24 protein-coding genes are annotated in these 26,205 nt (G+C 64.4%); 18 read left to right on the forward strand and 6 right to left on the reverse strand.

Annotated features, from left to right (window positions below):
• Positions 1-183 precede the first annotated feature (183 nt).
• Both B0G83_RS13460 and fumC read left to right on the forward strand, forming a co-directional pair.
• Positions 184-1,809: a phospholipase D family protein gene (locus B0G83_RS13460; RefSeq protein WP_258167887.1), complete on the forward strand. Its 1,626-nt coding sequence runs from the start codon at positions 184-186 to the stop codon at positions 1,807-1,809.
• A 15-nt stretch (positions 1,810-1,824) separates the two neighbouring features.
• Complete coding sequence (fumC, locus tag B0G83_RS13465) at positions 1,825-3,225, forward strand: class II fumarate hydratase (RefSeq protein WP_105507896.1); 1,401 nt, start codon at positions 1,825-1,827, stop codon at positions 3,223-3,225.
• Between the two features lie 188 nt (positions 3,226-3,413).
• On the opposite strand, the gene B0G83_RS13470 is transcribed toward fumC, so the two are convergent.
• A complete protein-coding gene (locus B0G83_RS13470) occupies positions 3,414-3,920 on the reverse strand; it encodes an acyl-CoA thioesterase (protein ID WP_105507897.1) in 507 nt (168 codons plus the stop codon).
• Positions 3,921-4,142: 222 nt separating this feature from the next.
• Positions 4,143-4,283 carry a hypothetical protein gene (locus tag B0G83_RS38610; protein WP_181156848.1) on the reverse strand — a complete coding sequence of 47 codons (141 nt, stop codon included), beginning with the start codon at positions 4,281-4,283 and terminating at the stop codon, positions 4,143-4,145.
• Between the two features lie 236 nt (positions 4,284-4,519).
• On the opposite strand from B0G83_RS38610, the gene B0G83_RS13475 reads away from it, so the two are divergent.
• Together B0G83_RS13475 and B0G83_RS13480 are read left to right on the forward strand one after the other, a co-directional pair.
• The gene (locus B0G83_RS13475; protein ID WP_105507898.1) at positions 4,520-5,233 is read left to right on the forward strand and encodes a helix-turn-helix transcriptional regulator; all 714 of its coding nucleotides are present in this window, start codon (positions 4,520-4,522) and stop codon (positions 5,231-5,233) included.
• Between the two features lie 205 nt (positions 5,234-5,438).
• Complete coding sequence (locus tag B0G83_RS13480) at positions 5,439-7,907, forward strand: DUF6600 domain-containing protein (RefSeq protein ID WP_105507899.1); 2,469 nt, start codon at positions 5,439-5,441, stop codon at positions 7,905-7,907.
• A gap of 121 nt (positions 7,908-8,028) precedes the next feature.
• On the opposite strand, the gene B0G83_RS13485 is transcribed toward B0G83_RS13480, so the two are convergent.
• Both B0G83_RS13485 and B0G83_RS13490 read right to left on the reverse strand, forming a co-directional pair.
• Positions 8,029-9,000, reverse strand: a complete 972-nt coding sequence (locus B0G83_RS13485; RefSeq protein ID WP_105508106.1) for a thymidylate synthase — start codon at positions 8,998-9,000, stop codon at positions 8,029-8,031.
• Positions 9,001-9,178: 178 nt separating this feature from the next.
• A complete protein-coding gene (locus tag B0G83_RS13490) occupies positions 9,179-10,573 on the reverse strand; it encodes a sigma-54 dependent transcriptional regulator (protein ID WP_105507900.1) in 1,395 nt (464 codons plus the stop codon).
• Between the two features lie 537 nt (positions 10,574-11,110).
• Between B0G83_RS13490 and B0G83_RS13495 the strand changes: the two genes are divergently transcribed.
• The 9 genes from B0G83_RS13495 (at position 11,111) to B0G83_RS13535 (ending at position 19,661) form a co-directional block, all read left to right on the forward strand.
• On the forward strand, positions 11,111-11,623 hold the full coding sequence (locus tag B0G83_RS13495) for a hypothetical protein (protein ID WP_105507901.1): 513 nt from the start codon (positions 11,111-11,113) through the stop codon (positions 11,621-11,623).
• Positions 11,624-11,706: 83 nt separating this feature from the next.
• The gene (locus B0G83_RS13500; protein ID WP_105507902.1) at positions 11,707-12,270 is read left to right on the forward strand and encodes a hypothetical protein; all 564 of its coding nucleotides are present in this window, start codon (positions 11,707-11,709) and stop codon (positions 12,268-12,270) included.
• Between the two features lie 41 nt (positions 12,271-12,311).
• Positions 12,312-12,911, forward strand: a complete 600-nt coding sequence (locus B0G83_RS13505; protein WP_105508107.1) for a hypothetical protein — start codon at positions 12,312-12,314, stop codon at positions 12,909-12,911.
• A gap of 26 nt (positions 12,912-12,937) precedes the next feature.
• The gene (locus B0G83_RS13510; RefSeq protein WP_105507903.1) at positions 12,938-14,329 is read left to right on the forward strand and encodes a hypothetical protein; all 1,392 of its coding nucleotides are present in this window, start codon (positions 12,938-12,940) and stop codon (positions 14,327-14,329) included.
• A gap of 105 nt (positions 14,330-14,434) precedes the next feature.
• Complete coding sequence (locus B0G83_RS13515; RefSeq protein WP_105507904.1) at positions 14,435-15,148, forward strand: C39 family peptidase; 714 nt, start codon at positions 14,435-14,437, stop codon at positions 15,146-15,148.
• A gap of 7 nt (positions 15,149-15,155) precedes the next feature.
• Positions 15,156-15,956, forward strand: a complete 801-nt coding sequence (locus tag B0G83_RS13520; RefSeq protein ID WP_105507905.1) for a peptidase C39 — start codon at positions 15,156-15,158, stop codon at positions 15,954-15,956.
• 104 nt (positions 15,957-16,060) lie between these two features.
• Positions 16,061-17,497 (forward strand): hypothetical protein, encoded by a 1,437-nt coding sequence (locus B0G83_RS13525; RefSeq protein WP_105507906.1) that lies wholly within the window; start codon positions 16,061-16,063, stop codon positions 17,495-17,497.
• A 24-nt stretch (positions 17,498-17,521) separates the two neighbouring features.
• Positions 17,522-19,072, forward strand: a complete 1,551-nt coding sequence (locus B0G83_RS13530) for a sigma-54 dependent transcriptional regulator (RefSeq protein ID WP_105507907.1) — start codon at positions 17,522-17,524, stop codon at positions 19,070-19,072.
• A gap of 88 nt (positions 19,073-19,160) precedes the next feature.
• Positions 19,161-19,661 carry a dihydrofolate reductase gene (locus B0G83_RS13535; protein WP_105507908.1) on the forward strand — a complete coding sequence of 167 codons (501 nt, stop codon included), beginning with the start codon at positions 19,161-19,163 and terminating at the stop codon, positions 19,659-19,661.
• Positions 19,662-19,785: 124 nt separating this feature from the next.
• Here B0G83_RS13535 and pmbA read toward each other — a convergent pair whose 3' ends face one another.
• The gene (gene pmbA / locus B0G83_RS13540; protein WP_105507909.1) at positions 19,786-21,156 is read right to left on the reverse strand and encodes a metalloprotease PmbA; all 1,371 of its coding nucleotides are present in this window, start codon (positions 21,154-21,156) and stop codon (positions 19,786-19,788) included.
• Positions 21,157-21,450: 294 nt separating this feature from the next.
• On the opposite strand from pmbA, the gene yjgA reads away from it, so the two are divergent.
• Positions 21,451-22,062, forward strand: a complete 612-nt coding sequence (gene yjgA / locus B0G83_RS13545; protein ID WP_105508108.1) for a ribosome biogenesis factor YjgA — start codon at positions 21,451-21,453, stop codon at positions 22,060-22,062.
• On the forward strand, positions 22,043-22,711 hold the full coding sequence (gene mog / locus B0G83_RS13550; protein WP_105507910.1) for a molybdopterin adenylyltransferase: 669 nt from the start codon (positions 22,043-22,045) through the stop codon (positions 22,709-22,711). The genes yjgA and mog overlap by 20 nt, the downstream gene beginning before the upstream one ends.
• Before the next feature lie 152 nt (positions 22,712-22,863).
• Here mog and orn read toward each other — a convergent pair whose 3' ends face one another.
• Positions 22,864-23,472: an oligoribonuclease gene (gene orn / locus B0G83_RS13555; protein WP_105507911.1), complete on the reverse strand. Its 609-nt coding sequence runs from the start codon at positions 23,470-23,472 to the stop codon at positions 22,864-22,866.
• Positions 23,473-23,629: 157 nt separating this feature from the next.
• On the opposite strand from orn, the gene B0G83_RS13560 reads away from it, so the two are divergent.
• Genes B0G83_RS13560 through B0G83_RS13570 form a run of 3 tightly spaced genes read left to right on the forward strand, consistent with a single transcriptional unit; the run spans position 23,630 to position 26,161 of the window.
• A complete protein-coding gene (locus B0G83_RS13560) occupies positions 23,630-24,889 on the forward strand; it encodes a M48 family metallopeptidase (RefSeq protein ID WP_105507912.1) in 1,260 nt (419 codons plus the stop codon).
• On the forward strand, positions 24,886-25,839 hold the full coding sequence (gene rsgA / locus B0G83_RS13565) for a ribosome small subunit-dependent GTPase A (RefSeq protein ID WP_105507913.1): 954 nt from the start codon (positions 24,886-24,888) through the stop codon (positions 25,837-25,839). The genes B0G83_RS13560 and rsgA overlap by 4 nt, the downstream gene beginning before the upstream one ends.
• Position 25,840: 1 nt before the next feature.
• Entirely contained in the window at positions 25,841-26,161 is a 321-nt protein-coding gene (locus B0G83_RS13570; protein ID WP_105507914.1) for a DUF2007 domain-containing protein, read from the forward strand.
• Positions 26,162-26,205: the final 44 nt, after the last annotated feature.

Genomic DNA, 26,205 nt, shown 5'->3' on the forward strand with positions numbered 1-26,205 from the left:
GCCGTCATACGGGCGAACCCGGCTCGGCTCCGCGATTCCCCTTAGAATGCATTTCTCGACAGCGCAGGCGAGTGCCTGCGCTCTCGCCATGAGAAGCCTGCGTTCAAGGGAGAAGCCCGCGTGCCGTGGCATCAGAAGCAGAACCAAAACTCAAGCCAGACCGCACTGCAACGCCAGCACGCGTTGAGCACGTCCCACGGAAAATCGGCGTGGGCGGCAAGCGGACATTTCTTCCTGCTGTGCGTCGCAGCGGCATTCCTGACCGCCTGCGCCACCAAGCCCCCCGCCACCGCGTTCGACCGTCAGGTCACCCACGCGCTTCCCGTCAGCGAGACCACGCCGCTGCATACCGCGCTTGCGCCGCTCGAAGCCGCGCATCCGAACGAGTCCGGTTTTCGCGTGCTGTCGAGCGGCACCGACGCCCTGCAGATGCGCATCGCGCTCGCGCGCGCGGCGACGAAAACGCTCGACATGCAGTACTACATTGCCAACGAAGACACCACCGGCAAGCTGCTGCTCGGCGCCGCGCTGTACGCGGCGGACCACGGCGTGCGCGTGCGCATGCTGGTCGACGATCTGAACTTCAAAGACATCGACCAGGTCATGGCGGGTCTGAACTCGCACGACAACATCGAGATTCGCGTGTTCAATCCGTTCGGCAGCGCGCAGCAAGGCGTGTTCGAACGCACTACGAACCTGTTCACGCAGATCGGCCACTTCACGCGCCGCATGCATAACAAGGCGATGATCGCGGACAACCAGCTGGCGATCGTCGGCGGCCGCAATCTCGGCGACGAATATTTCAGCGCCAGCGAAACGCTGCAATTCCGCGATCTCGACGTGCTCGCCGCGGGCCCGATCACCGCCGACGTCTCCGCCAGTTTCGACGACTACTGGAACAGCAGCATTGCCTATCCGCTGCGTGCGCTGAACCATCAGAAATTCGACGCAAAAGAACTGGACAAGACGCGCGACGACTTGCGTCAGCACTGGCGCGAAAACGCCGATCCGTACAACGCGAAGCCGCTGAACGCGACCCCGCTTGCCACACAAATCGCCGACGACCAGCTCGGCCTCACTTGGGCACCAGCCGAATTCAAGGCGGATTTGCCGGAGAAAATCATCCACCCGTCGCCGGACTATGTCAGTCCGCCGATGCAGCGTCTCGCCGAGCTGATGCACGACGCGCAGAAAGATTTCCTGATCATTTCGCCGTACTTCGTACCACACGAATCGGGTGTCGAGGCGGCCGGCGTGTTGACGCATCGCGGCGTGCGGATCGCCGTGCTGACCAACTCGCTCGCCGCCACCGACGCGGTCGCCGTGCAAGCGGGCTACAGTCCGTTTCGCGTGCCGCTGCTGCAGCAAGGCGTCGAACTTTACGAATACAAACCGCAGCAGAATACGCCGCGCGCGGGGATTGCCGGTTCGCGTTCGCGCGCCAGCCTGCATGCCAAAACCTACGTGATCGATCACCAGATTCTGGTCATCGGCTCGATGAATCTCGACCCGCGTTCGGCCAATCTGAACACCGAACTGGCGCTGGTGATTCACAGCGCGCCGCTCGCCGACCAGGTCGCGCAGATCTTCGCGCGCGCCATCGCGCCCGAGGTCAGTTACCGCGTAACGCTGGCCGACGCCGCGCAGCTCGCCTACCTGCGTTCGATCGGTGCGCCGCTGTCGCCGCTGGTGTGGACCGACGTCGAAAACGGCATGCGCCGCACCTACATTTTCGATCCGCAAGCGGGTTTGTACCGGAACGCGCTAACGGGTCTATTCTCCCTATTGCCTGTCAACGCAGAACTTTGAAAAGCGGAGTTGAACATGACTGAAGACGTACGAATGGAGCGTGACACGTTCGGTGAAATCGCCGTGCCGAACGCGCGTCTGTGGGGCGCGCAAACGCAGCGCTCGCTGCAGAATTTCCGCATTTCGACCGAGAAACAGTCGCTTGAACTGATCAACGCGCTGGCCGTCATCAAGCGCTCCGCCGCCGAGGTCAACCAAGGTCTCGGCGTGCTCGACGAAAGCAAGGCCAAAGCCATCATCGCCGCCGCCGACGAGATCATCGCGGGCAAGCATCCCGACGAATTTCCGCTCGCCGTCTGGCAAACCGGCTCGGGCACGCAGACCAATATGAACCTCAACGAGGTGATCGCGAATCGCGCCAGCGAATTGCTCGGCGGCGAGCGCGGCGAAGCGCGCAAAGTGCATCCGAACGACGACGTGAATCGCGGTCAATCGTCGAACGACGTGTTTCCGACCGCCATGCACGTGGCCGCCGCCGACGCGATCGTCAAGCATCTGCTGCCGGCGCTGAAGACGCTGCGCGATACGCTCGACGGTAAGGCGAAAGCGTTCGCCGACATCGTGAAGATCGGCCGCACGCACCTGCAGGACGCGACGCCGCTCACGCTCGGCCAGGAGTTTTCGGGTTACGTGGCGCAACTGGATCACGGCATTCGTCACGTGGAAGCGACGCTGCCGCATCTGTACGAACTCGCGCAGGGCGGCACCGCGGTCGGCACGGGGTTGAACGCGCATCCGCAGTTCGCGGACAAGGTCGCGGCCGCGATCGGCAAGCAGACTGGCTTGCCGTTCGTGTCGGCCCCGAACAAGTTCGAAGTGATGGCCGCGGCCGACGCGCTGGTGTTCGCGCACGGCGCGTTGAAAACCGTCGCCGCGAGTTTGAACAAGATCGCGAACGACGTTCGCTGGCTCGCGAGCGGTCCGCGTTGCGGTCTCGGCGAGCTATCGATTCCGGAGAACGAGCCGGGCAGTTCGATCATGCCGGGCAAGGTCAATCCGACCCAATCCGAAGCACTGACCATGCTGTGCGCGCAGGTGTTCGGCAACGACGTCGCGGTGAATATCGGCGGCGCGAGCGGCAACTTCGAGTTGAACGTGTTCCGGCCGATGATTGCGCACAACGTGCTGCAATCGGTGCGACTGCTGGCCGACGGCGCGCATAGCTTCAACGACAACTGCGCGGTCGGCATCGAGCCGAATCGCGAGCGTATCGATACGTTGCTGAACGAATCGCTGATGCTGGTGACGGCGCTCAATCCGCACATCGGCTATGACAAGGCCGCCAAAATCGCGAAGAAGGCGCATAAGGAAGGCACCACGCTGAAGGCGTCGGCGCTTGCGCTCGGGTATGTGACCGAGCAGCAGTTCGACGAGTGGGTGAAGCCGAAGGAGATGGTGGGGCATTCGGCCGGTTGAGTGGCCAGATAAGCGGCCGGTTGAGCGACCGGTCAGCGTGGCGAGTTGGTCGGCCGGTCGAGCGCCTCGACGCTACGGCCGGTCAAGTCGCTCTGTTGCTGCGCTTGCGGCTCGCCTGACCCGCTGTCCTCGCAAACGCCCTGTTCGCGTGGACAGCCCGGCGCGCCGGCAATCCCTGCCGGCACCGCTTAAACCTTCCCCTGCGCCACTTCTTCCGGCTTCAACTCGACGATCGCGTCGAGCGCTTCCTTCACGTCCATCGCGTATTTCGCAAGACGCTTCTGCTCATCCGTTTCCGGCACGAAGGCCGGCACCGGCACCGGGTGGCCGTTCTCGTTGACGGCGACCATCACGACCAGACAATCCGTGGTTTGCATCAGCTCGCCGCCCTTCGGGTCGCCGGCTTGCACGGACACGTGGATGTGCATGCTGGTGCGGCCCGTCGCCACGACCCGCGCGCGCAATTCGACGAGGTTACCGACCAGAATCGGCCGACGGAACCGGATATTGCCCACGCTGACGGTCACGCAATAGCGGCCCGACCACACCGCCGAGCACGCGTACGCGGTCTCGTCGATCCACTTCATCAACGCGCCGCCGTGCACCTTGCCGCCGAAGTTGACCGAACTGGGTTCGGCGAGAAAGCGGAAAGTGGTTTCGGAACGGTCAAACGGGGCTGCGGAAGGGGTGCTCATGTTGACTCCGGTCAATCGGATGCATTGAAAGGAGGCGATTATACGAGCGCAATATTGACAGCGTCGTGGGTTCGGCGCGGTTGGCGAGGCGAATTGTTGCGGGAATTGGTTGAGGCTTTCGGTGAGCTTTCCGTCGGCGCGGGGCTTTGTGTCCGGGTCACGCCAAGGTAGCGCAGGGCTATCACCGGCAGCGCCCGCACGGTCGAGGCAGTTGTCCGTCGCTCATTTATGCACCGTAACGCCCTCGTCGATCGTGCCGTACATCGTGATGCTGCCAGTGCCGGCCCCCGACGAATCCGCACCGCCCTGCACGCACGCGCCGAGCAGCAGTGCCGCGACCAGCGCGGCGAGAAGAGTTTTCATGACTGCGTGTTCCCGCAAAGACAGGCTTCGATTCTAGCCTGGCGGATCAAGCCGGCTCAGGAGCGGCAGCCACCGCGCCGCGCCCGATGCGCCTGCCGGGTTTTCGTAGCGCATGCATGCAACACTTCACGCTAAGCTGAAACATAGAATGCCGCGGATCGGTACATTGGTCCGTATGGCGCCCTGGCGGCGCCGCCAACGGCAACCCGGTTGCCCGGACTCGAAGGAGACACCCCATGACCCTCAAGCTCGCCGACGAACAGAACCATTTCCCCGGCCTGAGCCGGATCGGCGCGCTGCTCGCCGACCCCGGCCGCGCCGCGATGCTGTGGGCGCTGATGGACGGCAGCGCCCGCCCGGCCGGCGAACTGACCGTCATCGCCGGGCTCTCGCCGTCGGCGGCGAGTGCGCATCTCGCCCGCCTGACCGACGGCGGTCTGCTCGCGCTCGAAGTGCGCGGCCGGCATCGCTACTTCCGGATCGCGTCGGCGGATATTGCCGCCTCCATCGAAGCGCTCGCCAACGTCGCGCAAATCAGCGCGCCGCAGCGGTCCGTGCCGCGCCCGGTGCGCACCGTGCCGCTCGACATGCGCTACGCCCGCACCTGCTACGACCATATGGCGGGCGAGCTGTCCGTGCGCGTGCTGGAGCGATTGGTTCAGCGCGGTCTGCTGACGCTGGACGGCACCTCGCTGGAAGCAACGGAAAACGGCGCCAGCCGCTTCGCCGAATGGGGCATCGATCTGTCGGCGCAGAAAAGCCGTCGACGCCGCTTTGCCTGCACCTGCCCCGACTGGAGCGAACGCCGGCCGCATCTGGGCGGCGCGCTCGGCGCGGCGCTGCTCGACTCGTGGTCCGCGCACGGCTGGGTCGAGCGGACCGAGCGGCCGCGAATCCTGCGCGTCACGCCGGCGGGGCAGCGTCATTTCGATACGTTTCTGGCAGGCTGAATCGTCGTCGGAACGACCACCCGTGTCGCTCGTAACCCTCTGATGCGATTACAGAAATTCTCCAATCAGCTTACGGAATGCCTTATCGAGACCTTTTGTTACACGCCGGTGAGGTGGCCTTACAAAAGTGGGGGTCTTGAAACATACGCGGCATGTAAAGTGAACTCCGGATGAAGCAAAATGCCGCGTCCGCCGGAGATAAATCATGAGAACACACACTAAAGATCAACACTCGAATCGCCGCATTACGGGCTACACCCTGATCGCGGCCGCGGCGTTTCTGCTCGCCGCTCAGGCCGGCATCGCGCAGGAAGTCCAGCCCGCTCCTCAGGTCGCCTCGACGCAGAACACCGATCCGCCGGGGCGCATTGCGCGCCTGAACTACATGGCCGGCACGGTGACCACCGAACCGGCCGGCGCGACCGACTGGTCGTATGCGCAGCTCAACCGTCCGCTCACCACCGGCGATCAGTTGTGGAACGACCAGAACGCGCGCTCGGAGCTGCACATCGGCTCGACCGCGGTGCGCCTCGATCAGTCCACCAGCCTCGATATCCTCAATCTCGACGACAACAGCGCGCAACTCAAAGTCGCGCAAGGCACCTTGTCGACGCGGGTGCGCGAACTGGCGCCGGGTTCGTCGTATGAGATCGACACGCCGAATCTCGCGCTCGGGCTGAACGGCCCCGGCGACTATCGCGTCGACGTCGCGCCGGATGGCAGCAGCACCAGCGTGACCGTGCGCAGCGGTAGCGCGACGGTGTACGGCGATAGCGGTCAGGTGCAAGTTTCGGCGGGCCAGCAGGTCCGCTTCGGCGGCACCAGTCTGCAACAGGTCGCCGACAACGGCGTGCCGGGCCTCGACGGCTTCGACCAGTGGGCCGCCGCGCGCGATGCCGCCGAAGACCGCTCGGTGTCGGCACGCTACGTGTCGCGCGACATTCCCGGCTACGAAGACCTCGACGCCAACGGCACATGGCGCAGCAGCCCGCAATACGGCGAAGTGTGGGTGCCGCGCGCCACGCCGGTCGGCTGGGCGCCGTACCACGAAGGCCACTGGGTCTGGCAGGCGCCGTGGGGCTGGACGTGGGTCGACGATGCGCCGTGGGGCTTCGCGCCCTACCATTACGGCCGCTGGGCCCAGGTCGACGACGCGTGGGCGTGGGTGCCGGGTCCGATCGTGGTTAGCGCGCCGCCGGTCTACGCGCCGGCGCTGGTCGCCTTTGTGGGCGGCGGAGGCGGCGGTGGGGTCAACTGGGGCGTGAGTCTGGCGATCGGCGGCGCGGTGGCGGCCGGCGTCGCGTGGTTCCCGCTCGGCCCCGGCGAGCCGTGGCATCCGCAGTGGGGCGGCGGTCACGATCACTGGAGCCCCGGTTACTACAACCGCGTCAACCAGACGACGATCGTCAACAACTACAACCACAACGTGACGAATGTGAACGTGACCAACATTCACAACACGTACATCAACTATCGCGCGCCGGGCGCTGTCACCGCGGTGCCGGCGACGGCCTTCGTGCACGGTCAGCCGGTGGCGCGCTTCGCGCAAAAGGTCGACCCGCAGCAATGGCGCAACGCGCAGATCAACCCGGGCGGCGTGGGTATCGCGCCGGTCAAGGAAAGCTTCGGCCCGGGTCTGCGCAACGCGAATTACCGGCCGCCGGCGGGTGTCGCGGCACGTCCGGTGGTCGCGACGCGCAGTCCCGCCATGCCGGCCGCCTATCACGACACCCTCGCGCAGAATTTCGCGCAGAGCGGTGGACGGGTGCCGGGCGCGGGTCAGCCGATCGTGCGGACCTCCGTGCCGGCGCACATGGCGGGCGGTCCCAGCGCATTACCGGTGCAGAACGTGCGGGTCGTGCAGTCGCATATGCCGGGACGTACGCCGGGGGCGGCGCCGGGTGCGCCGGGTGCGCCTGGCGGGATGCAGCAGGCAGGGCAGCGTCCGGGGGCGATGCCCGGCGCGGCGCCCGGTCAGCCGCAACGTGGCGAGCAGGCGCAGGCTCGGCCGGGTATGCCTCAACCGATGGCCAATGAACGCCAGCAACCGGGCGAAGCGGGACATCCGGCAAACGGCGTGCCGCGTCCGCCGCAAGCGAACGGCGGCAACCCGCAAGCCAACGCGCAGCAGCACGGCATGCCTCAGCAGGCCGGCCAGCAGCCGGGCGCGAACGAGCGCCACGAGCCGGCATGGACGCAGCCGCATACGCCGATGGCTCAGCAGGCGCAGCAGCGTGGCGGGCAGCAGGAGCCGGCGCGGCAGGCAGAAGCTCGTCCGCCGCAGCCGCAGCAACAGGCTGAGCGTCAGGCGGAAGCGCCGCGCGAAGCGCAACGGCCGCAAGAAGCTCATCCGCAGCCGATGCAGCAGGCGCAGCAACCGCGTGAGGAATACCATCCGCAGCCGGCACAGCAGGCGCAGCAGCCGCGTCAGGAAGCACGTCCGGAACAGATGCAGCAACCGCGTCAGGAGCCGCGTCCGCAACAGGTGCAGCAGCCGCGCCCGGAACCGCGTCCGCAGCAGGCACAGCAGCCTCGCCCGGAACCGCGTCCGCAACCGGCGCAGCAACCGCATCCGGAACCGCGTCCGCAGCAGGCGCAGCGTCCTGAAGCGCATCCGCAGCACGAGGAGCAGCACTCGTCCGGTGGCAACCATGACGAGCATCACAAGGGCTAAACCCGGCAGCGCCGAGCTTTAATCCGCGCACCTGAACTCGAGGTGCAACAAAAAACCCCCGCGACTCACATCGCGGGGGGTTTTTATTTTTCAAGCGAGCCGAACGCAGGCCGCCAACCGCTCAGACCGCCATCGGCGCGGTCAGCGGCTCGTGATGCCGATAACCCACCAGCGAAAAATCCGACGGCTCGATCTTCTCCAGCCACTCCGGCTCATACACACCGGTCGTCGCATAGTCCGGCACGCGATCTGAAATCGCGAAAGCCGGGCTCTCATACGGCTCACGCGTCAATTGCCGCTGCAACATATCGAGCTGGTTTTCGTAGATGTGCGCGTCGCCGATGAAGTACGTGAACCAGCGCGGCGTATAGCCCGTCAAGCGGCCCACCAGATGCAGCAACGCCGCGCCTTCGGTCAGGTTGAACGGCGTGCCGAGCCCGACGTCGTTGCTGCGAATGTACAGACACAGCGAAATCTCGCGCCGCGCGACGTTCGGCAGGAACTGATACAGCAGATGGCAAGCCGGCAGCGCGATCTGATCCAGCACCGCGGGGTTCCACGCATGAAACAGAATTCGCCGGTCGGCGGGGTTCTGCATGATCGTGTCCAGACATTGACGCAACTGGTCGATCGCCTTGTAAAGCAGCACTTTGGGACTGCCGTTCTCGTCGAATTCGGTCACCACCTGGAAGCCGCGCGACTGCGCGTCGGCCAGCTGCGCGCTCGCGCCCGCGTCGAGCACCTTGTAGGCCGGCCACTGGCGCCACTGCACGCCGTACACGTCGCCGAGATCGTCCGGCCCTTCGCGATACGGATTGGCCAGCCATTGCGGATTCTGGTTCGCGTTCGCGTCCCACACCTTGCAGCCGAGGTCACGAAAATCCGCGGCGCTGCGCGACGCGCGCAAAAACCCGACCAGTTCGCCGATCGCCGACTTGAACGCCAGCTTCTTCGTGGTGACAGCGGGAAAACCTTGCTGGAGGTCGAAGCGCAACATCGCGCCCGGCATGCTGATGGTACGGATGCCGGTGCGGTTTTCCTGCCATGTGCCGGTGTCGAGAATCGTGCGGACGAGGTCCAGATACTGTTTCATGCGGGTTCCTTCGACGACGCGCGCGGCGCAACCGCCAGGCGCGCCACGAAAATTGAGCGGAAAACCCGATTTTAACAAGCGCGGCCGGACGACGCCGGAGCGCGGCACGAACCAGAGAAAATATCGACGCCCGCCATCCCCCCGGCCCGCGACGCGCGCGAGCGGTGGAACGCAAGGTCTAGAGATGCGGCACCGTAGCCGGCAAATCGCCGTGCGGCGCGGCCAGCGGTTCGCCTTCCATGTGCCGCATGCCATGCGAGCACAACAGCCGGTACAACGTGACGCGCGAAATACCGAGTTCCTGGGCGGCGTCGCCGAGACGGCCGCGATGGCGCAGCAACGCCAGCTCGATTGCCTGACGCTCGGCTGCCTCGCGCGCCTGCGCGAGCGACACCGGCACGATCTCGACGTACTCGGCCAGTTCCAGATCGCGCGCCGTGATCGCGCGCCCTTCTGACATGACGATCGCGCGCCGCACCCGGTTGATCAGCTCGCGCACATTGCCCGGCCAGCCGTAGTTATGCAGCGCCGCGATCGCATCCGGCGCAAAGCCGCGCAGACGGCGGCTCGCATCTTTCTTGAAACGTTCCAGCATGTGCCGCGCCAGCAGTTCGATATCCTTACCGCGCGCGCGCAGCGGCGGCTCGTCGATCTGCAGCACGCACAGACGGTGATAGAGATCGGAGCGGAAGCGCCCTTCGATCATCGCGGCGGTCATATCCACGTGGGTAGCCGAAATGATGCGCACGTCGACGTCGATCGCGCCATGGCCGCCGAGCCGTTCCACCTTGCGTTCCTGCAGGAAGCGCAGCAGGCTCGCCTGGCTTTCGAGCGGCAGATCGCCGATTTCGTCGAGAAACAACGTGCCGCCGTTGGCCGCTTCCACGCGGCCGATCTTGCGCTGATTCGCGCCCGTGAACGCGCCGCGCTCATAGCCGAATAGTTCGGATTGCAACAGATGCGGGGGAATCGCGCCGCAGTTGATCGGCACGAACGGAGCGTTGCGCCGCGCTGAACGCTCGTGAATCGCGACCGCCGTCAATTCCTTGCCGGTGCCCGATTCGCCGGAGATGAACACCGGCGCGTCGGTCATGGCCACTTTGCGGATCGAGCGGAACAGCGCGAGCATGGCGTCGCACGAGCCGACCATTTCGCCTTCGGCGCCTTGCGAGGCATCGTTCGAAGCGGGTTCGCCCAGCGAGATCATGCCGTACGCGTGGCCGACCGAATCGACGATCCGGTCGCCCGAATACGGCACCGTGACATAGTCGAAACAGTAGTCGCGCACGAGCCGGCGCAAGGCGGCGTCCTGCAACTGGCCGGGCAAGGTGGCCGCGACCCAGCCGACGTTCGGCATGGTCAGGCAGGATTCGAAGGCGGCAATTTCGTGCGGCTGGAAGTCGCTGCAAAGATCGAGCAGGCCGCCCGCCGCCATGCCGGCGCGAACCGCCCGGCGCACGTCACGCGCCGATCCCACCACTTCGACATGCCAGCCACGCTGATGAAAGCGTGTGTGCAGCTCCGCGCTCGGGTCGCGTGAAACGTAAATCAGTTGCCGCGTTGCGGGTTCCATTATTCAGATCCTCTCGTCAACGAACGTTAAGGATGACGCACGCACCTGAACCAAGATTCAGACACGCTGACCCGTTCGGGATTCGCGCAATAGCAAAAACCGAACGGCCATTCCATTCCGTGCGGACAGCTGATCCCCAAGAAAGCGGCGTGTGTGTTTGAGACGGCCCGTTAGCGGGCTTTTTTAAATCTGAAGCTCTTTTTCGAGAGCTTACTATACGCGCGTCGCTTGGAAAACAATTATGCGAATTTAATCGCAAATCCCATACCCAGTAAGGCTTAGCGGGCGATCCATCGATATTAAGCCGACAAATAAAACACGAGTGGAAGCGCTTTTCCTAGCGTAGACCCGAAGGTACTTCGTACCGCCGCAATTAACAAATTATAGGTATTTTCTGCCTGCCGTTTCAGCGCTGAAACGTTTTTGTCCGATTTGTCGAGCTTGACTCCGGGGTATGCCGGTCGCATCCAGATGCATCAACGGATTGCGACCGATGGCACACGTTTCGCTAAATGCTGTGCACCAAGGAGACACATCATGCGACTCGCTTTCCGCACCGAACTAAGCAGCCTCGCGTCTTGCGCCGCACTGTGCGCCGCCGCCGCTCTGTTCGTGCTGCCCGCCGGCGCCCGTGCCCAGCAAGCCGTCCAGGCGCAAAGCGCCACGCTGGCCGATTCCGCCGACTCGAACGACAGCGGCTTCGCCTCGTTCACGAACGCGACGCTGCGCGTCAAGGCCACGCCGGTCTGGACGGCCTCGACGTCCAGCGAGTTCAGCCTGCTCGCCGGCAACGCGCTGAGTTTTCCGGTCGATGGTGCATCCGTGAACGATTTTTCGCTCGAAGACCAGGTGTTGTCGCGCCAACGCGGCGGCGCGGTCGGCATGTTGATGGTGGCCGCGACGCCGCAGCTGATGCGCGGCAGCGGCAGCGGTAACGGCAACAGCGTGACGCTGTGGGACGAAATCGCCCCGCCCTCGTCGCCGCTACCGATTCCGGTCGACGCCGCGCGTTCCGCGCAAGGCAACGTGGCCAATTACCAAAGAAAGTAACCGAACAGATTAACGACGCATACCGGCGGCGGTGACGCGCAAAGCGCGCCACCCGCTTACAGAGACAAAGGCAGGGAACCGACATGACTATCTCAACCCGCATGCCGTGCGCGCAGCGATCGCCGCAGGCATCACCCGTCTCGCTGTCGACCACGCCGTCGACCCGCCCTCCCGTCTTCCTGGCCGCGCTAGCTGGAGCCACCCTGCTCGCCGCCTGTGCCTGTTTCAGCGTCTGCGCCAACGCGCAGCAAACCGTCAACCCTGGCGACATCATCGTTGAGCGCACGGTCACGCCGCGTGACGCGTTTATCCCGGTGCCGAAAGACCAGGATCCGGTTGCCGTACGTGCCACCACTTTCCCGGCCAATTCATTCAATCCGGCGATCGCCCAACTCGTGGGCGACACCGATCTGACGAATGCGCACGGGTCCAGCGGTGTCGCCGACGGCGGCGTGCTCGGCGGCACCGGCATGCAGGCGGTTACGCAAATCCTCAGCGGCAAGACGACCGGCAACAACGTCGCGCTGAACGCCGGTGGCATCGGCCTGCCCGGCCCCGGGATCGGCGGCACGATCACCTCGTCGGTGACGGGCGCGCTGGCGCCGCTGTCGAACGCGCTGAGCGGCTCACTCGGAGGTTTGAAATGAACCCGCTCAACGTGCGTTCACCGCGCTTGGGTTCACTGCGGATGGCGCTGGGCCTGTGCTTTGGCGGCGTGGCGCTGCTGGCCGGCCAGGCGCACGCGCAAGCCGTGCCGACCGTCGGCGCCAACGCGATCATCGGCAACGGCGCCGGCGCGGGTGTCACCGGCGCGTTCGCGGTCAATGAAACGGCCGGTCTCGACAACGCCCAGGCCAATCAGATCACGCTGACCAACGGCGGCTCGGTGGGCAATGCCAATGTCGGCACGCAAAGCGCGACGGTTGCCGCGAAGGTCACGAATGCACAGGCGTCGATTCAGGCGAACGCCTTTTCGAATACATCCGGCGCGGTACTGGTGAACCAGTCCGCCGGAGCAGGGAATCTGCAGCGCAACAGCACCCAGATCGGGACCGCCGCTGTGCTCGGAGTCGAGACCGTCTCGGATGGGGAGCTATCCGCGACGGCCCCGAAAAACGGAAGTCTGGGTCAATCCATCGGGGTTCATAGCGTACGCGAGGCAAACATCTCCAACGATGCCTTCAAGAACGTCAGCGGGATCGTGCAGATCAACCAGACAGCCGGCGCCGGTAATGCCACGGCAAACAGTTTTGTGCTCCGTCCCCCGGCGGGCACTTTTTTTAACTGACCACACTTAAAGTATCGGAGCGAATCATGAAGCGCACTCTTATTGCCGCAGCCGTCCTCGTTGCCGCATCCGGCAGCGCCTTTGCCGCACCGCAAAAGGTCTACCTGTTCAATGCCACGCTGGTGGGTGAAGCGGTCGGCGTCGAAGGTCTGGTTGGCCTGTACGGTTGCGTGCATGTGTCCAGCACGGCCGGCGCGGTGATCAATAACAGCCAGATGGTCAACGTCAACGCGTCGCTCGACCCGCAAGCCCAGAGCTACACGAGCGGCCACGTGACGACGTCGGTGAATAACAACTCGTCGTCGGTCGTCGGCGGTGGCGTCGCATACGCCGTGCTGACGCAAAGCCATTCGTCGAAATCGTCCAGCTCGCAAGGCGCGCAAGCGTCTGCCGGTTATGTGTATGGCAGCCAGAGCAGCGCGGTGCAAGGCGGCGGCTATTCGTTCAGCCAGCAGGCAGCCGGCATTGAAGGCGGCTTCAGCCACACCAGCCAGAACGCCGGTGGCCATATCGCGGCCGGCGGTTCGATCGGCGGCAGCTACAACTATCAGGGCTTCAATACGCCGTTCTTCGGCGAAGGCTCGGCGCATGCAAGCGGCGGATTCTCGGCCGGCTACAACGAATCGAGCTATACCAACTCGGCAGGTGTGGCAGGCGGCTTCGAAGCCAGCGAAGGTTCGGGACAAGGCAAGGTGTGGGGCTACAAGGCGAGCCAAGGGTCCGGCTACGCCGCGGTCGGCGAACAGTCGTCCAGCTATTCGAAGAGCTCGTCGTCTTCCACCGACGCCTACGGTGCAGCATGGGGTATCGACGCCAGCCTCGCCACAACCGACGTGACGGTGAAAGGCTCCGTGACGCAGCACATCAACACGCAAGCCGCCGGCACGCTGACCGCCACGACCGGCAACGGCGCCGCCAACGGTGTCTCGGGCAACCTGGGCATCAACATCACGGAAGGTATCGACAACGCTCAGAGCAACGACGTGTCGCTCGCTTCGGTCGACGTCGGCAACGTGTTCGGCAATGCGCAGATCTTCAACTCGCAAGGCTCGGCCGGCACCGCCAAGATCAACAACTTCAATCTGAATGCGTCGATCGGCGACAACTCGCTGCAAAGCGTGTCGGGCAATGTCGGGGTGAACGTCTCGTCGGGTATCGGCAACGTGCAGAACAACAGCCTCGCCGGTGCAGTGACGACGACCACGCCGATGAATGCCGAAACCACGGCAATGGTCGCCACGGATGACAACTCGCAAACCGCCAACATGTCGGTCAAGGGTCAATTCCAGGGCACCGCGATGCTGGGCGCAGGCGCTTTGATGAACGCGTCGGGCAACATCGGCGTGAACATTGCCGGTGGCGCGGGCAACCTGCAACACAACGGCCTCGCAATCGCAGCGCTGAACAGCGGTCACTAAGCTGACGGCACCGCGACAGCGGGTAGAAGAAGCCAGAAAAGCAGCAGGGAGGACGCGCCGGCCGCCATCGCAGCGGCCGGCGCGACCACGGAGCAGGAGACCAGCATGTCCGGGTTCAAGGGGTTCCCGGCGCTACGGTTCGCCGTAGCGTTGGCAAGCTGCACGCTGTGCGTGGACCAGACTTACGCGCAGGCGAGCATCGACACGTCCACCTTCGCGGGCGTGCCGTTGACGAAGACAGTTCGTTCGATGAAGGACATCCGTTACAGCCACATCGTCAATCAGCAGTTCGACTACAGCTGCGGTGCGGCGGCGCTGGCGACCCTCCTCAAATTCGGCTATGGCATCGACATTCCGGAAACCGAACTGATCCGCCGGATGATGGTGTTCTCCACGCCCGAAGTAGTGGTCAAGAATGGCTTCTCGATGCTCGACATGAAGAAGTTCGTCGAGACCATCGGCATGCGCGGCCGTGGCTTCCGGGTCACCGTCGACGCACTCCAGCATCTACAGATTCCCGTGATGGTGTTGATGAACATCGACGGGTACGAACACTTCGTGATCGTCAAGCACGCCGAGCAAGGCCGCATCTTCATTGCGGATCCGGCGCTGGGCAATCGCATCGTGATGCAGGAGGACTTCGCGAAGACCTGGAACGGTCTCGTCTTCGCGGTCCTCGGCAAACCCTTCAGGGAGGATTCCCCGCTCTTGCAGGACAACGAGTCGCTCGCGCTGAAGCTGCGCGCCAGCGCGCTGGCTAACGGCACCGCGGCGACTCCCTTTGTCGAGTACGGCTTGATCAAGGCAGACCTGTTCTGACTCAACCATGAAGCAACAGCTCACTCAGCTCGGGCTCGCAATCTGCACCTTGATGTGCGGCCTGACCAGCAGCGCCCATGCGGCACAGGGCGCCGGCTCGCCACCGGTACCCGAATTTCTCGCCGCTCACGACACCGACGCCGCAGCCCTCAAGGTGCAGATGGTCGGCGACGATGTGCTCGCCGCCCAGACTGGCAAATATGCCGGCGGCACGATGATTTCCGGCTTCGTGCTGAACGTCATTTCGCAATGGCAGTTGCCCAACGGCGTGACCGCCCTCGCCCAAGGCACGCTGTCGGCGGTGCAGAACGCCGTCGGACAGGTAAGCACCGCCGTCAATTCGATGGCAAGCGTAACCGGGGGCAGCGGCGGCAACTCGGGTGCCAACCCGAACGCTCAAGCCACCGGTGGACAAAACATTTCGGTGAACGGCGTGTCGCAAGTCACCCAGGTTGCGGGCGATAAGAACACGGGTTCCAACTCGGCAATCATCGATTTCAATAATAACGCCGTGGTCCTGGGGGGCGCCGCCAATGTCCCGTCGGCAGCGGCCAGCAATTCGACCGGCTCAGTCAAAGCCGGCATCACGTTCGGCAGCAATGGCATTAGCGTCGCATTACAAACACCGGCTGGGCTCGCCACCCAGACCATCACGCCAGGCAACGGGCAAATCGCCCAGTTACTACAGATTGCAGGCAATAACCAGCAAGTCGCCAACGCATTGCAGTTGAGTTTGCAGACGCAGCAGATGTCAGCCGCGATGATCCGTCAGTTAGGCGTACTACAAGCGCTGCAAAACCGGAGATGAAGCGTCGGGCCGCCACCCGTCAACCGTAGGACCAGCAGTAAAGATACGGCAGCGCGCCGCCCGGCAACGGACGGCGTGCAGCCGGAACACCGGGGGAACACAAAATGAACAATTTTTCATCGACCAGAATGCCGCGCACGGCACTGGCGGCCATTCCGGCCGCCGTCCTGCTATTCGCGCTTTCGCAAAGTGCCGGCGCTCAGGCGCTGGCGGGACAATCGGTAGAAGACCGTCTGAACACGTTGATGCGGGTCGTCGACGAGCAGCAGCGGCAGATCCATTCGCTCGAAACACAGGTCACCAATCTCGAAATGGCGCAACGCGGCCGCGGCATGCCGGGCTACGGTGCACCGGCCGGCAGCGAAGCGGTGGCCGAACAGCCCGGCGCCGACGGGCTGCCGGTACCGTTGCCGCCGCTCGCCCAGGTCAATCCGGGCGTGCCGGCGCCAGGCGGCAACACGGGCACCGCCACCGGCGTGCCCGTCAACCCGCCGGCGCCCGAGGGCAACAGCGCGGGCGGCCTGCCCGCCGCCACCGACGGCAGCGGCGCGATCGGCACGACCCAGAAAGCCAACGAACCGGTGCGCACGCAAGCCGAGGAAGCCGTCGTGCAACGCGAACACGCGCCGCTCTTCGACCACAAGCTGACGATGGACTGGGGCATCAGCGACACCTACTACGATCGCCGCCAGTTGCAGTTGTCGGGCTTCCTCGCGCTCGACGCGATTTTCCTCGGCAACATCAACCTCGGCGAGACCAAGTCGCACCAGGTGATGGCCGATCTCGATACGCGCTACGGTCTGACCGACCGCATGAGTATCGACGTCGACGTGCCGTACATCTACCGGCATAGCAATTTCATCGTCGGCGGCGCGGGCGGCGCGGCGAACACGCTGTCGGACGCGTCGGTGAACGGCAGCAATGTCGGCGACATCAACTTCGGGATCTACTACCAGTTCCTGAAAGAGACCAACAGCCTGCCCGACGTGGTCGGCAGCCTGCGCATCAAGGCCCCGACCGGCACCTCGCCGTTCGGCCAGAAACTGGTGCAGGTGGACGCCAACAACACCAACCTGGTCGCGCCCAACAAGCTGCCCACGGGCACCGGCATGTGGAACGTCACGGCCGGCGTCTCGCTGCTGAAAACCTACGACCCGGTGGTGCTGTTCGGCAGCCTGTCGTACACGTATAACGTCGCCCGCTCGTTCGCGGACATCTCGTCGGTGCAGGGGCAAACCGAACCGGCGACGGTCAAGCTCGGCGACGTCGTGCAGTTCGGCGGCGGCGTCGCGCTCGCGTTCTCCGACAAGGACTCGGCCAGCATCTCGTACACGATGGCGCTCGAACCGGAATCGAAGACGCGCGCGCCGGGCGGCTCGTACTCGAAGGTACCGGGCAGCGAAACCACGGCGGCCGCGTTGAATTTCGGGCTCAACCACGTGGTGAACAAGCACCTGACCATCAACGGCTCGGTCTCGGTCGGCCTGACGCCGGACGCGCCGAACTTCGTGGTCGGCGTGCGCTTTCCCTACACATTCTGATATGCCAACGATACGAGGTCGAACGTGCGTGAATCACCTCATCTGACCAGTGTTGCTCCGGTGGCGGGAGCGGCTTCGCATCTCACGCTCGCGCTGCCGCAGAAAAGCGCGGCGGCCCGCGTGGTGGATACGCCTGCGCGCCTGCCGCCGACGGTGGCCGCGAACGGCGGCATGGCGGCGGTGGCCCACATACGGACCGAACGTCTGCTGCTCTACGTGGCGCGCACGCCGGACGAGACCTTGATTGCGCATCTGAAAAGCCGTGGCTGGAACGTCGCGGCGGCACGCTCCGCGCATGAGCTCGGCAAGCTGGTGAAGCCGGACGTGGCATGCGCCGGCATTGTCGATCTGGCGAGCTTTCCGCCGCGCGATCTGGCCGGTCTCGAAGCCAGTCTGCGGCAGCAGCAGGTCGGCTGGATCGCGCTCGCCACGCACGAGCGCCTGAACGATCCGGTCGTGCGGCGGCTGGTGCGCCACTACTGCTTCGACTTCGTGAAAATGCCGGTGGCGAACGCCTCGGTCGATTATCTGGTCAGCCACGCATTCGGCATGGTGACGCTGTGCGAGCCGGAGGTCGCGCCGCCCGTCGGCGAATCGGGCGACGAGGAAATGGTCGGCACCTGCGAAGCCATGCAACACCTGTTTCGCACCATCCGCAAGGTGGCGAACACCGACGCGAGCGTGTTCATCTCCGGCGAGTCGGGCACCGGCAAGGAGCTCACCGCGCTGGCGATTCACGAGCGCTCGCCGCGCCGCAAAGCGCCGTTCATCGCGATCAATTGCGGCGCGATTCCGCACCACCTGTTGCAGTCGGAACTGTTCGGCTACGAGCGCGGCGCGTTCACCGGCGCCAACCAGCGCAAGATCGGCCGGGTCGAAGCCGCCGACGGCGGCACCCTGCTGCTCGACGAAATCGGCGACCTGCCGCTGGAAAGCCAGGCGAGCCTGCTGCGCTTTCTGCAGGAAGGCAAGATCGAACGCCTCGGCGGCCGCGAATCGATTCCGATCGACGTGCGGATCATTTCAGCGACCCACATCGATCTGGAAGACGCGATGCGCGAAGGACGTTTCCGGGCCGACCTGTTTCATCGGCTGTGCGTGCTGCGGGTCGACGAACCGCCGTTGCGCGCGCGCGGCAAGGACATCGAAATTCTCGCGCATCACATCCTGCACAAGTTCAAGACCGACAGCGCGCGCAAGATCCGCGGCTTCACGCCTTCGGCGATCGAGGCGCTCTACAACTACAACTGGCCGGGCAATGTGCGCGAGCTGATCAACCGGGTGCGTCGCGCGATCGTGATGGCGGAAAACAAGCTGATTTCCGCCGACGACCTCGATCTCGCGCACTTCACCGAACAGCAGACCATGACGCTGTCGCAAGCACGCGAGGCCGCCGAGAAACGCGCGATCGAAACGGCGTTGCTGCGCCATCGGCATCGGCTGAACGAAGCGGCGGCGGATCTGAATATTTCACGCGTCACGCTCTACCGGTTGATGGGCCTGCATGGCTTGCGTGAATTGAGCGCCGTCGAAGACAAAGCCGTGCTCGCGGGCGAAGACGCCGAGCACGAATGACGCGTTGCACGGGGGGTGGGTCCGCACCCGTGGGCCCGCTTCCGCGCGTCAGGTAGAATCGTCCCGGTTACGTTCCCCTTTCCATTCGATGACGACGCTCACCCTGATCGTCGCTCGCGCCAATAACGGCGTGATCGGCCGCGACAACCAGTTGCCCTGGCGACTTCCCGAAGACCTGGCGTTCTTCAAGCGCACCACGATGGGCGCGCCCATCATCATGGGCCGCAAGACGCATGAATCGATCGGCCGGCCATTGCCGGGACGCCGCAACATTGTCGTGACACGCGATACGACGCGCCGCTTTCAGGGCTGCGATGCCGCCACCACGCTCGAGGAGGCGCTCAAGCTCGCCGCTCAGGATCAGGCGCCGGAAGCGTTTCTGATCGGCGGTGCGCAGTTGTATGCGGAAGGGTTGCGGCAGGCGGACAAGCTCATCATCACCGAGATTTCCGCCGACTTCGAAGGCGACGCCACGTTCCCCGAGCTCGACGACAGCGAGTGGGAAGAAGTCGCGCATGAAACGCATCGCGCGGATGCACCGAATGACTTCGATTATGCGTTCGTGACTTATAAGCGCACGGGCGCTTGAGGTTGCCGAATCCAGACTCAAACGCATTTGCATAAAAAACGCCACGCAAAACCTTGCGTGGCGTTTTTGTTTTTACCTGCGCGTTGCGCGCGGCTGCGCGCCGCAACGCGCAGCCACAACCCGCTTACTGCCCGGCGATCGTCATCCGTTCGATCAGCACCGAGCCGGTCTGCTTGGTGCCGCGCGTGATCGTATCCGCGCCGATCGCGACGATGTGGCGGAACATCTCCTGCAGCGTGCTCGCCACGGTGATTTCCTCGACCGGATACTGGATCTTGCCGTTCTCGACCCAGAAGCCCGAGGCGCCGCGCGAATAGTCGCCCGTCACGTAGTTCACGCCCTGCCCCATCAGCTCGGTCAGCAGCAAGCCGGTACCGAGCTTCTTCAGCATCGCTTCGAAGTCGTCTTCCGGACGCGTGTTGGAACTCTTCAGCGACAGGTTGTGCGAGCCGCCCGCGTTGCCGGTGGTTTGCATGCCGAGCTTGCGCGCTGAGTAGGTGGAAAGGAAATAGCCTTCCACCACGCCGTCTTTCACGACCGACCGCTGTTTGGTGCGCACGCCTTCTTCGTCGAACGGCGCGCTGCCCATGGCACGGGCGACGTGCGGATCTTCGACCACTTGTACGTGCGGCGCGAACACCGGCTTGCCGAGACTGTCGACGAGGAACGACGTCTTGCGATACAGCGCGCCGCCGCTGGTGGCCTGCACGAACGCGCCGAGAATGCCTGCAGCGAGCGGCGCTTCGAACAGCACCGGCACCTTGCGGGTGTCGAGGCTGCGCGCGCCGATGCGCGACAGCGCGCGTTGCGCCGCGTAGCGGCCCACCGCCTCCGGATCGGCCAGATCGCCGGCGTTGCGGGTCGACGTGTACCAGTCGTCGCGCTGCATGTTGCGGCCGCTGCCGGCGATCGGCGCGCACGCAACGTAGTGGCGCGAGAACGGATAACCCGCGAGGAAGCCGCGCGACGTGGCGAGCACGAATTGCGAGTGCTGCGCCGAGACGCTCGCGCCTTCGGAGTTCTTGATTTGCGGATCGGTCGCGAAGGCGGCGTCTTCCGAGCGACGGGCGATTTCCACGGCTTCGTCCGCGCTCAGATTCCACGGGTGATACAGATCGAGATCGCGTGGCGCGGTTTCGAGCAGCTCCGCTTCGGCGAGGCCCGCGCAGTCGTCTTCCGCCGTGAAGCGCGCGATGTTGTACGCCGCCGCGACCGTGTCCTTCAACGCCTGCGACGAAAAGTCCGAAGTGCTTGCGTTGCCGCGCTTGTTGCCGATGAACACCGTCACGCCGACCATCTTGTCGCGGTTGTGCTCGATCGTCTCGACTTCGCCGCGCCGCACGGAGACGGACAGGCCGTCGCCTTCGGAAATCTCGGTCGCCGCGTCGGTACCGCCGAGCGACTTCGCGTGACGAAGGATGTCCGAGGCGATTTCCTTCAGCTCATCCTGGGTATGCGGAAAAAAGCGCTGCTTGACGTCCATGTCTGCTGCCATTGTCGTTGCCGTCCTGTTCGGGGCCGAGCGGCCCTGTGTGTTCGTACCTGCCACGCATGTGCGTCTGCGTCTGTGTCTGCATTTGCGTCGTAACGCATCCCGCGATCATAGCAAGGTCCGCGCCGCCGTACCTGGCATTCGCCGGGCGTCACTTAGACGATGCTTTGGCGGGCGCGCAAGCGCGCGACAGCGTACCGTCGGGGTCATGCGCAATCCGCTTCGGCAGGCGCGGCGCGAAGGCTCGCGCGCGCCGGGACGGCCGGTTCGACAGGCGCGGCACGCTACAATATCGGTATGACACGCAAAACCCGCATTCAACCCATCGAATCCGCCGAGCCGGAAATCGACGAGAACGGTTACGACCGTCCCAGCAAGTCCCAGCTTAAGCGCGACATGCATGAGCTGCAGGAACTGGGCTCGGCGCTGATCGCCTTGCCGAAAGACGCGCTCAAGCGCATGCCGATGCCCGAAAAGCTCGACGACGCCGTACGCGAAGCACGCCGCATCACCGACCATGAAGGCAAGCGCCGCCAGGTGCAGTACGTCGGCCGCGTGATGCGTTCGCTGCTGGACGAGGAAACCGCCGCGCTGCGCACCGCGCTCGACACCTACAACGGCGTCAACAAGGCGGAAACGGCCAAGCTCCACTGGATCGAACGCACCCGCGAAAAACTGCTCGCCGACGACGCCGCGCTGACCGACTTCATTCGCCAGCATCCGAACGCCGATCCGCAGCAAGGCCGCACGCTGATCCGCAATGCCCGCAAGGAAGCGCAGCAGAGCAAGCCGCCGCGCTACTTCCGCGAGCTGTTCCAGTGGATCAAGAACGCCGACGGCCCGTCCGCCGCGGCCGATTCCGACGCCGACGACGCCTTGGAAGACGACGATGACGACCACGACGAGTAATCGGTCGGACAAGGCGCTGCGGCAACATCCGGACGAAATCGTGATCGGCCTCGTGTCGATCAGCGACCGCGCGTCCACCGGCGTCTACGAAGACAAAGGTATTCCGGCGCTGCGGGAATGGCTCGACGCGGCGCTGAGTTCGCCGTGGCAGGTCGTCACGCGCCTGATTCAGGACGACGCGGCCACCATTTCAGCCACGCTGACCGAACTGGTCGACGAAGTGGGCTGCGATCTGGTGCTGACCACGGGCGGCACCGGCCCGTCGCGTCGCGACGTGACGCCGGAAGCGACGCTCGCGGTCGCCACGAAGGAAATGCCGGGTTTCGGCGAGCAGATGCGGCAGATCAGTCTGAATTTCGTGCCGACGGCGATTCTGTCGCGCCAGGTGGCGGTAATCCGCGAAACGGCGGACCATGCGGCGCTTATCATCAATCTGCCCGGGCAGCCGAAGTCGATCAAGGAAACGCTGGAAGGTTTGCGCGATGCCGACGCGGACGCTGGGACCGGCGGTGCGGTGAAGGTACCGGGTATTTTTGCCGCGGTGCCTTATTGCATCGATCTGATCGGCGGTCCGTACGTGGAAACCGATGCGGACGTGGTGAAGGCGTTCAGGCCGAAGAGCGCACAACGGGCGGCGAAGCAGGGGTAGAGGTGGCGTGGGCCTGGCTCAGGCCTCGGCCTTAGGTCGACGCCCGGTTTCCATGTTCAAACCGGCGCGTAGATCTAACCGACGCCGTTCAGGCGCAACACAACGAACTGCGCCCTTCCCACTGGAAGCCGGCGCAGTAAAAAACCCGCCCGTTATTCCACAGCGCCAGCCGCATCCGCCGACGCCGGAATCAGGAAGTGCTCGCGGTAGTACTTCAGCTCGTCGATCGACTCGTGAATATCGGCCAGCGCCGTATGCATGGCGCGCTTCTGGAAGCCCTTGTAGATCGCCGGCTGCCACCGGCGGCACAGTTCCTTCAGCGTGCTGACGTCGAGATTGCGGTAATGGAAGAAGCGCTCCAGATCCGGCATCCAGCGCGCCATGAAGCGGCGATCCTGGCAGATCGAGTTGCCGCACATCGGCGATTTGCCCGGCGGCACATAAGCCCCCAGGAACTCGCGAATCTGTTCGGTGGCGTCGGCTTCGCTGACCGTGGACGCCTTCACGCGGTCGATCAGGCCCGAGCGGCCATGCGTGTTCTGATTCCACTGGTCCATTTTGGCGAGCGTCTCGTCGCTCTGATGAATTGCCAGCACCGGACCTTCGACCAGGCGGTCGAGCGTCGAATTCGTCACCACCACCGCGATTTCGATGATGCGGTCGGAATCGGGCTCAAGCCCGGTCATTTCCATGTCCAGCCAGACGAGATTCATGTCGCTACGCACGAGCGGCTGGTCGGTGGATGCGAGGATGTCAGTCATGAAGGGCAACCTTGATGGCCGGGCAGACGGTGTACGACCCGCGCGCCTGCCACGGCGAATGTTCGTTTGAGATTGGTTTGGGCCGGATCGGCGTTATCCCCCGCCGCGAAGCGGGAAGAAACATATAATTCTCGCATAGATACCACGGAATCCCCGGATGCCTACCCTGTACTTCACCGTTCTGTTCGTCATCGCCGTCGTGGCGATGGTCGGCACCAAACTGTGGCTCGCGTCGCGGCAGATCCGCTTCGTCGCCGGCCATCGCGAGCAGGTGCCGAGCCAGTTTGCCGGCACCATCGCCCTCACCGCGCATCAGCGTGCCGCCGACTACACCGTCGAGCGCACTCGCCTCACCATGATCGAAATCGTCGTCAGCGCCGCCGTGCTGGTCGGCCTGACGCTGCTCGGCGGCGTGCAGGCGCTCGATCTGGCGATCTCCGACTGGCTCGGCCGCGGCTACGCCGGCCAGATCGCGCTGGTCGCGGCGGTGATCGCGATCACCAGCGTGATCGATCTGCCGTTCGACTACTACCGCCAGTTCGTGGTCGAACAGCGCTTCGGCTTCAACCGCATGAGCAAGGGCATTTTCTTTGTCGACCGTCTGAAGGGTGTACTGCTCGGCGCCGCGTTCGGCCTGCCGCTGCTGTTCGTCGTGCTGTGGCTGATGAATCAGGCCGGCAGCCTGTGGTGGCTGTGGACGTGGGTCGTGTGGGTCGCGTTCCAGATGCTCGTGCTGGTGCTGTATCCGTCGTTTATCGCGCCGCTCTTCAACAAGTTCGAACCGCTCAAGGACGAAGCGCTGAAAAGCCGCATCGAAGCACTGATGCAGCGCTGCGGCTTCGCCGCCAAAGGTCTGTTCGTGATGGACGGCAGCCGCCGCTCCGCGCACGGCAACGCGTACTTCACCGGCTTCGGCGCGGCCAAGCGCATCGTGTTCTTCGACACGTTGCTCGCGCGCCTGTCGGGCAACGAAATCGAAGCCGTGCTCGCGCACGAACTCGGCCACTTCAAGCGCCGTCACGTGATCAAGCGGATGCTCGTCACGTTCGCGATCAGTCTCGCGATGCTCGCCCTGCTCGGCTGGCTCACCCAATGCGTGTGGTTCTACGAAGGCTTGGGCGTGCGGCCGTCGCTGATCGGCGGCAATAGCGGCCTGGCGCTGGTGCTGTTCTTCCTCGCGCTGCCGGTGTTTCTGTTCTTCGTCACGCCGCTCGGCAGCCTCAGCTCGCGCAAGCACGAGTTCGAAGCGGACGCGTTCGCCGCGACCCAAACCGATGCGCAAGATCTCGTCAACGCGCTCGTCAAGCTGTATGAGGACAACGCGTCGACGCTGACGCCCGATCCGCTCTACACCGCGTTTTATTATTCGCATCCGCCGGCGTCGCAGCGGATCGACCGACTGTTGCGTCACGCATGAGCGGCCGCGCCCCGAAAGCGAAGCAGGCCCCGTCCGCCCCGCGTATTGGCGGCCTCGTGGTGGCCGCGCACGGCCGCCATTACCTCGTCGCGCCGGAAGACGGCAGTCCGATGCTCCAGTGCTTCCCGCGCGGCAAGCGCAGCGAAGTCGCGGTGGGCGATCAGGTGATTTACGAAATGACCTCGGCCGATCAAGGCGTGATCGTCGAGATCGGCGAACGGCGCAATCTGCTGTATCGCTCGGATCAATACAAGTCGAAGCTTTTTGCCGCGAATCTCGATCAATTGCTGATCGTGCTCGCCACCGAGCCTCACTTCAGCGAAGACCTGCTCGGGCGCGCGCTGGTCGCGGCCGAGGCGAACGAGCTGAAGCCGCTGATCGTGCTGAACAAAACCGACGTGACCGCCGAACTCGCGTGGGCGCGCAAGCGGCTCGAGCCGTATCGCGCGCTCGACTATACGGTCGTGGAAGTGTCGATCAAGACGCAACCCGAGGCAGCGCACGCCGCGTTGAGCGAACATCTGCAGGGCCATGCCACGTTGCTGCTCGGCCAGTCGGGCATGGGCAAATCCACGCTGGTGAATCTGCTGATTCCGAACGCGGAAGTCGCCACGCGCGAAATCTCGACCGCGTTGAATAGCGGGCGTCACACCACGACTTTCACGCGGCTTTATCCGTTGCCGGATCTCGATGGGAGCGGCAAGCACGGTGCGTTGATCGACTCGCCGGGCTTCCAGGAATTCGGTTTGCATCATCTGACCGAAGGCCGGCTCGAACGTGCGTTCCCCGAGTTCAGGCCGCTGCTGGCGAACTGCCGGTTCTACAACTGCCATCATTTGCAGGAACCGGGCTGTGCGATTCTCGAGGCGGTCGCGGACGGCAGTATCCGTCGTGAACGGCATGCGCTGTACGCGCAACTCGTGCACGAAGCCAGTCAGATCGTGCGCTGATATGAGGCTGATGCGCGCGCCGAATCTCATCATCGGACAGCACTGGGTGAATCTGCTCGACGCCGCGGGTATTCGTTGCGAGTTGCACAACCGTTATCTGAACGGCGCGCTCGGGGATATTCCGGCGGATCAGTGCGCGCCCGAATTGTGGCTCGTGGATGAGCGCGATGAAGCGATGGCGCGGAGGTTGATCGACGCGGCGTCGCATGGGCCGGCGGCGGGGTCGCCTTCGTGGCGCTGCCATCAGTGCGGCGAGACGCTCGAGGCACAGTTTACGGTGTGCTGGCAGTGCGGAACGGCGCGAAATCCGTTGGATGGGTGAATCAATGAGGGCATAAAAAAACCGGGCAAGTTGCCCGGTTTTTT

This window comes from Paraburkholderia sp. BL21I4N1, assembly GCF_002973525.1.
Classification (GTDB): Bacteria; Pseudomonadota; Gammaproteobacteria; order Burkholderiales; family Burkholderiaceae; genus Paraburkholderia.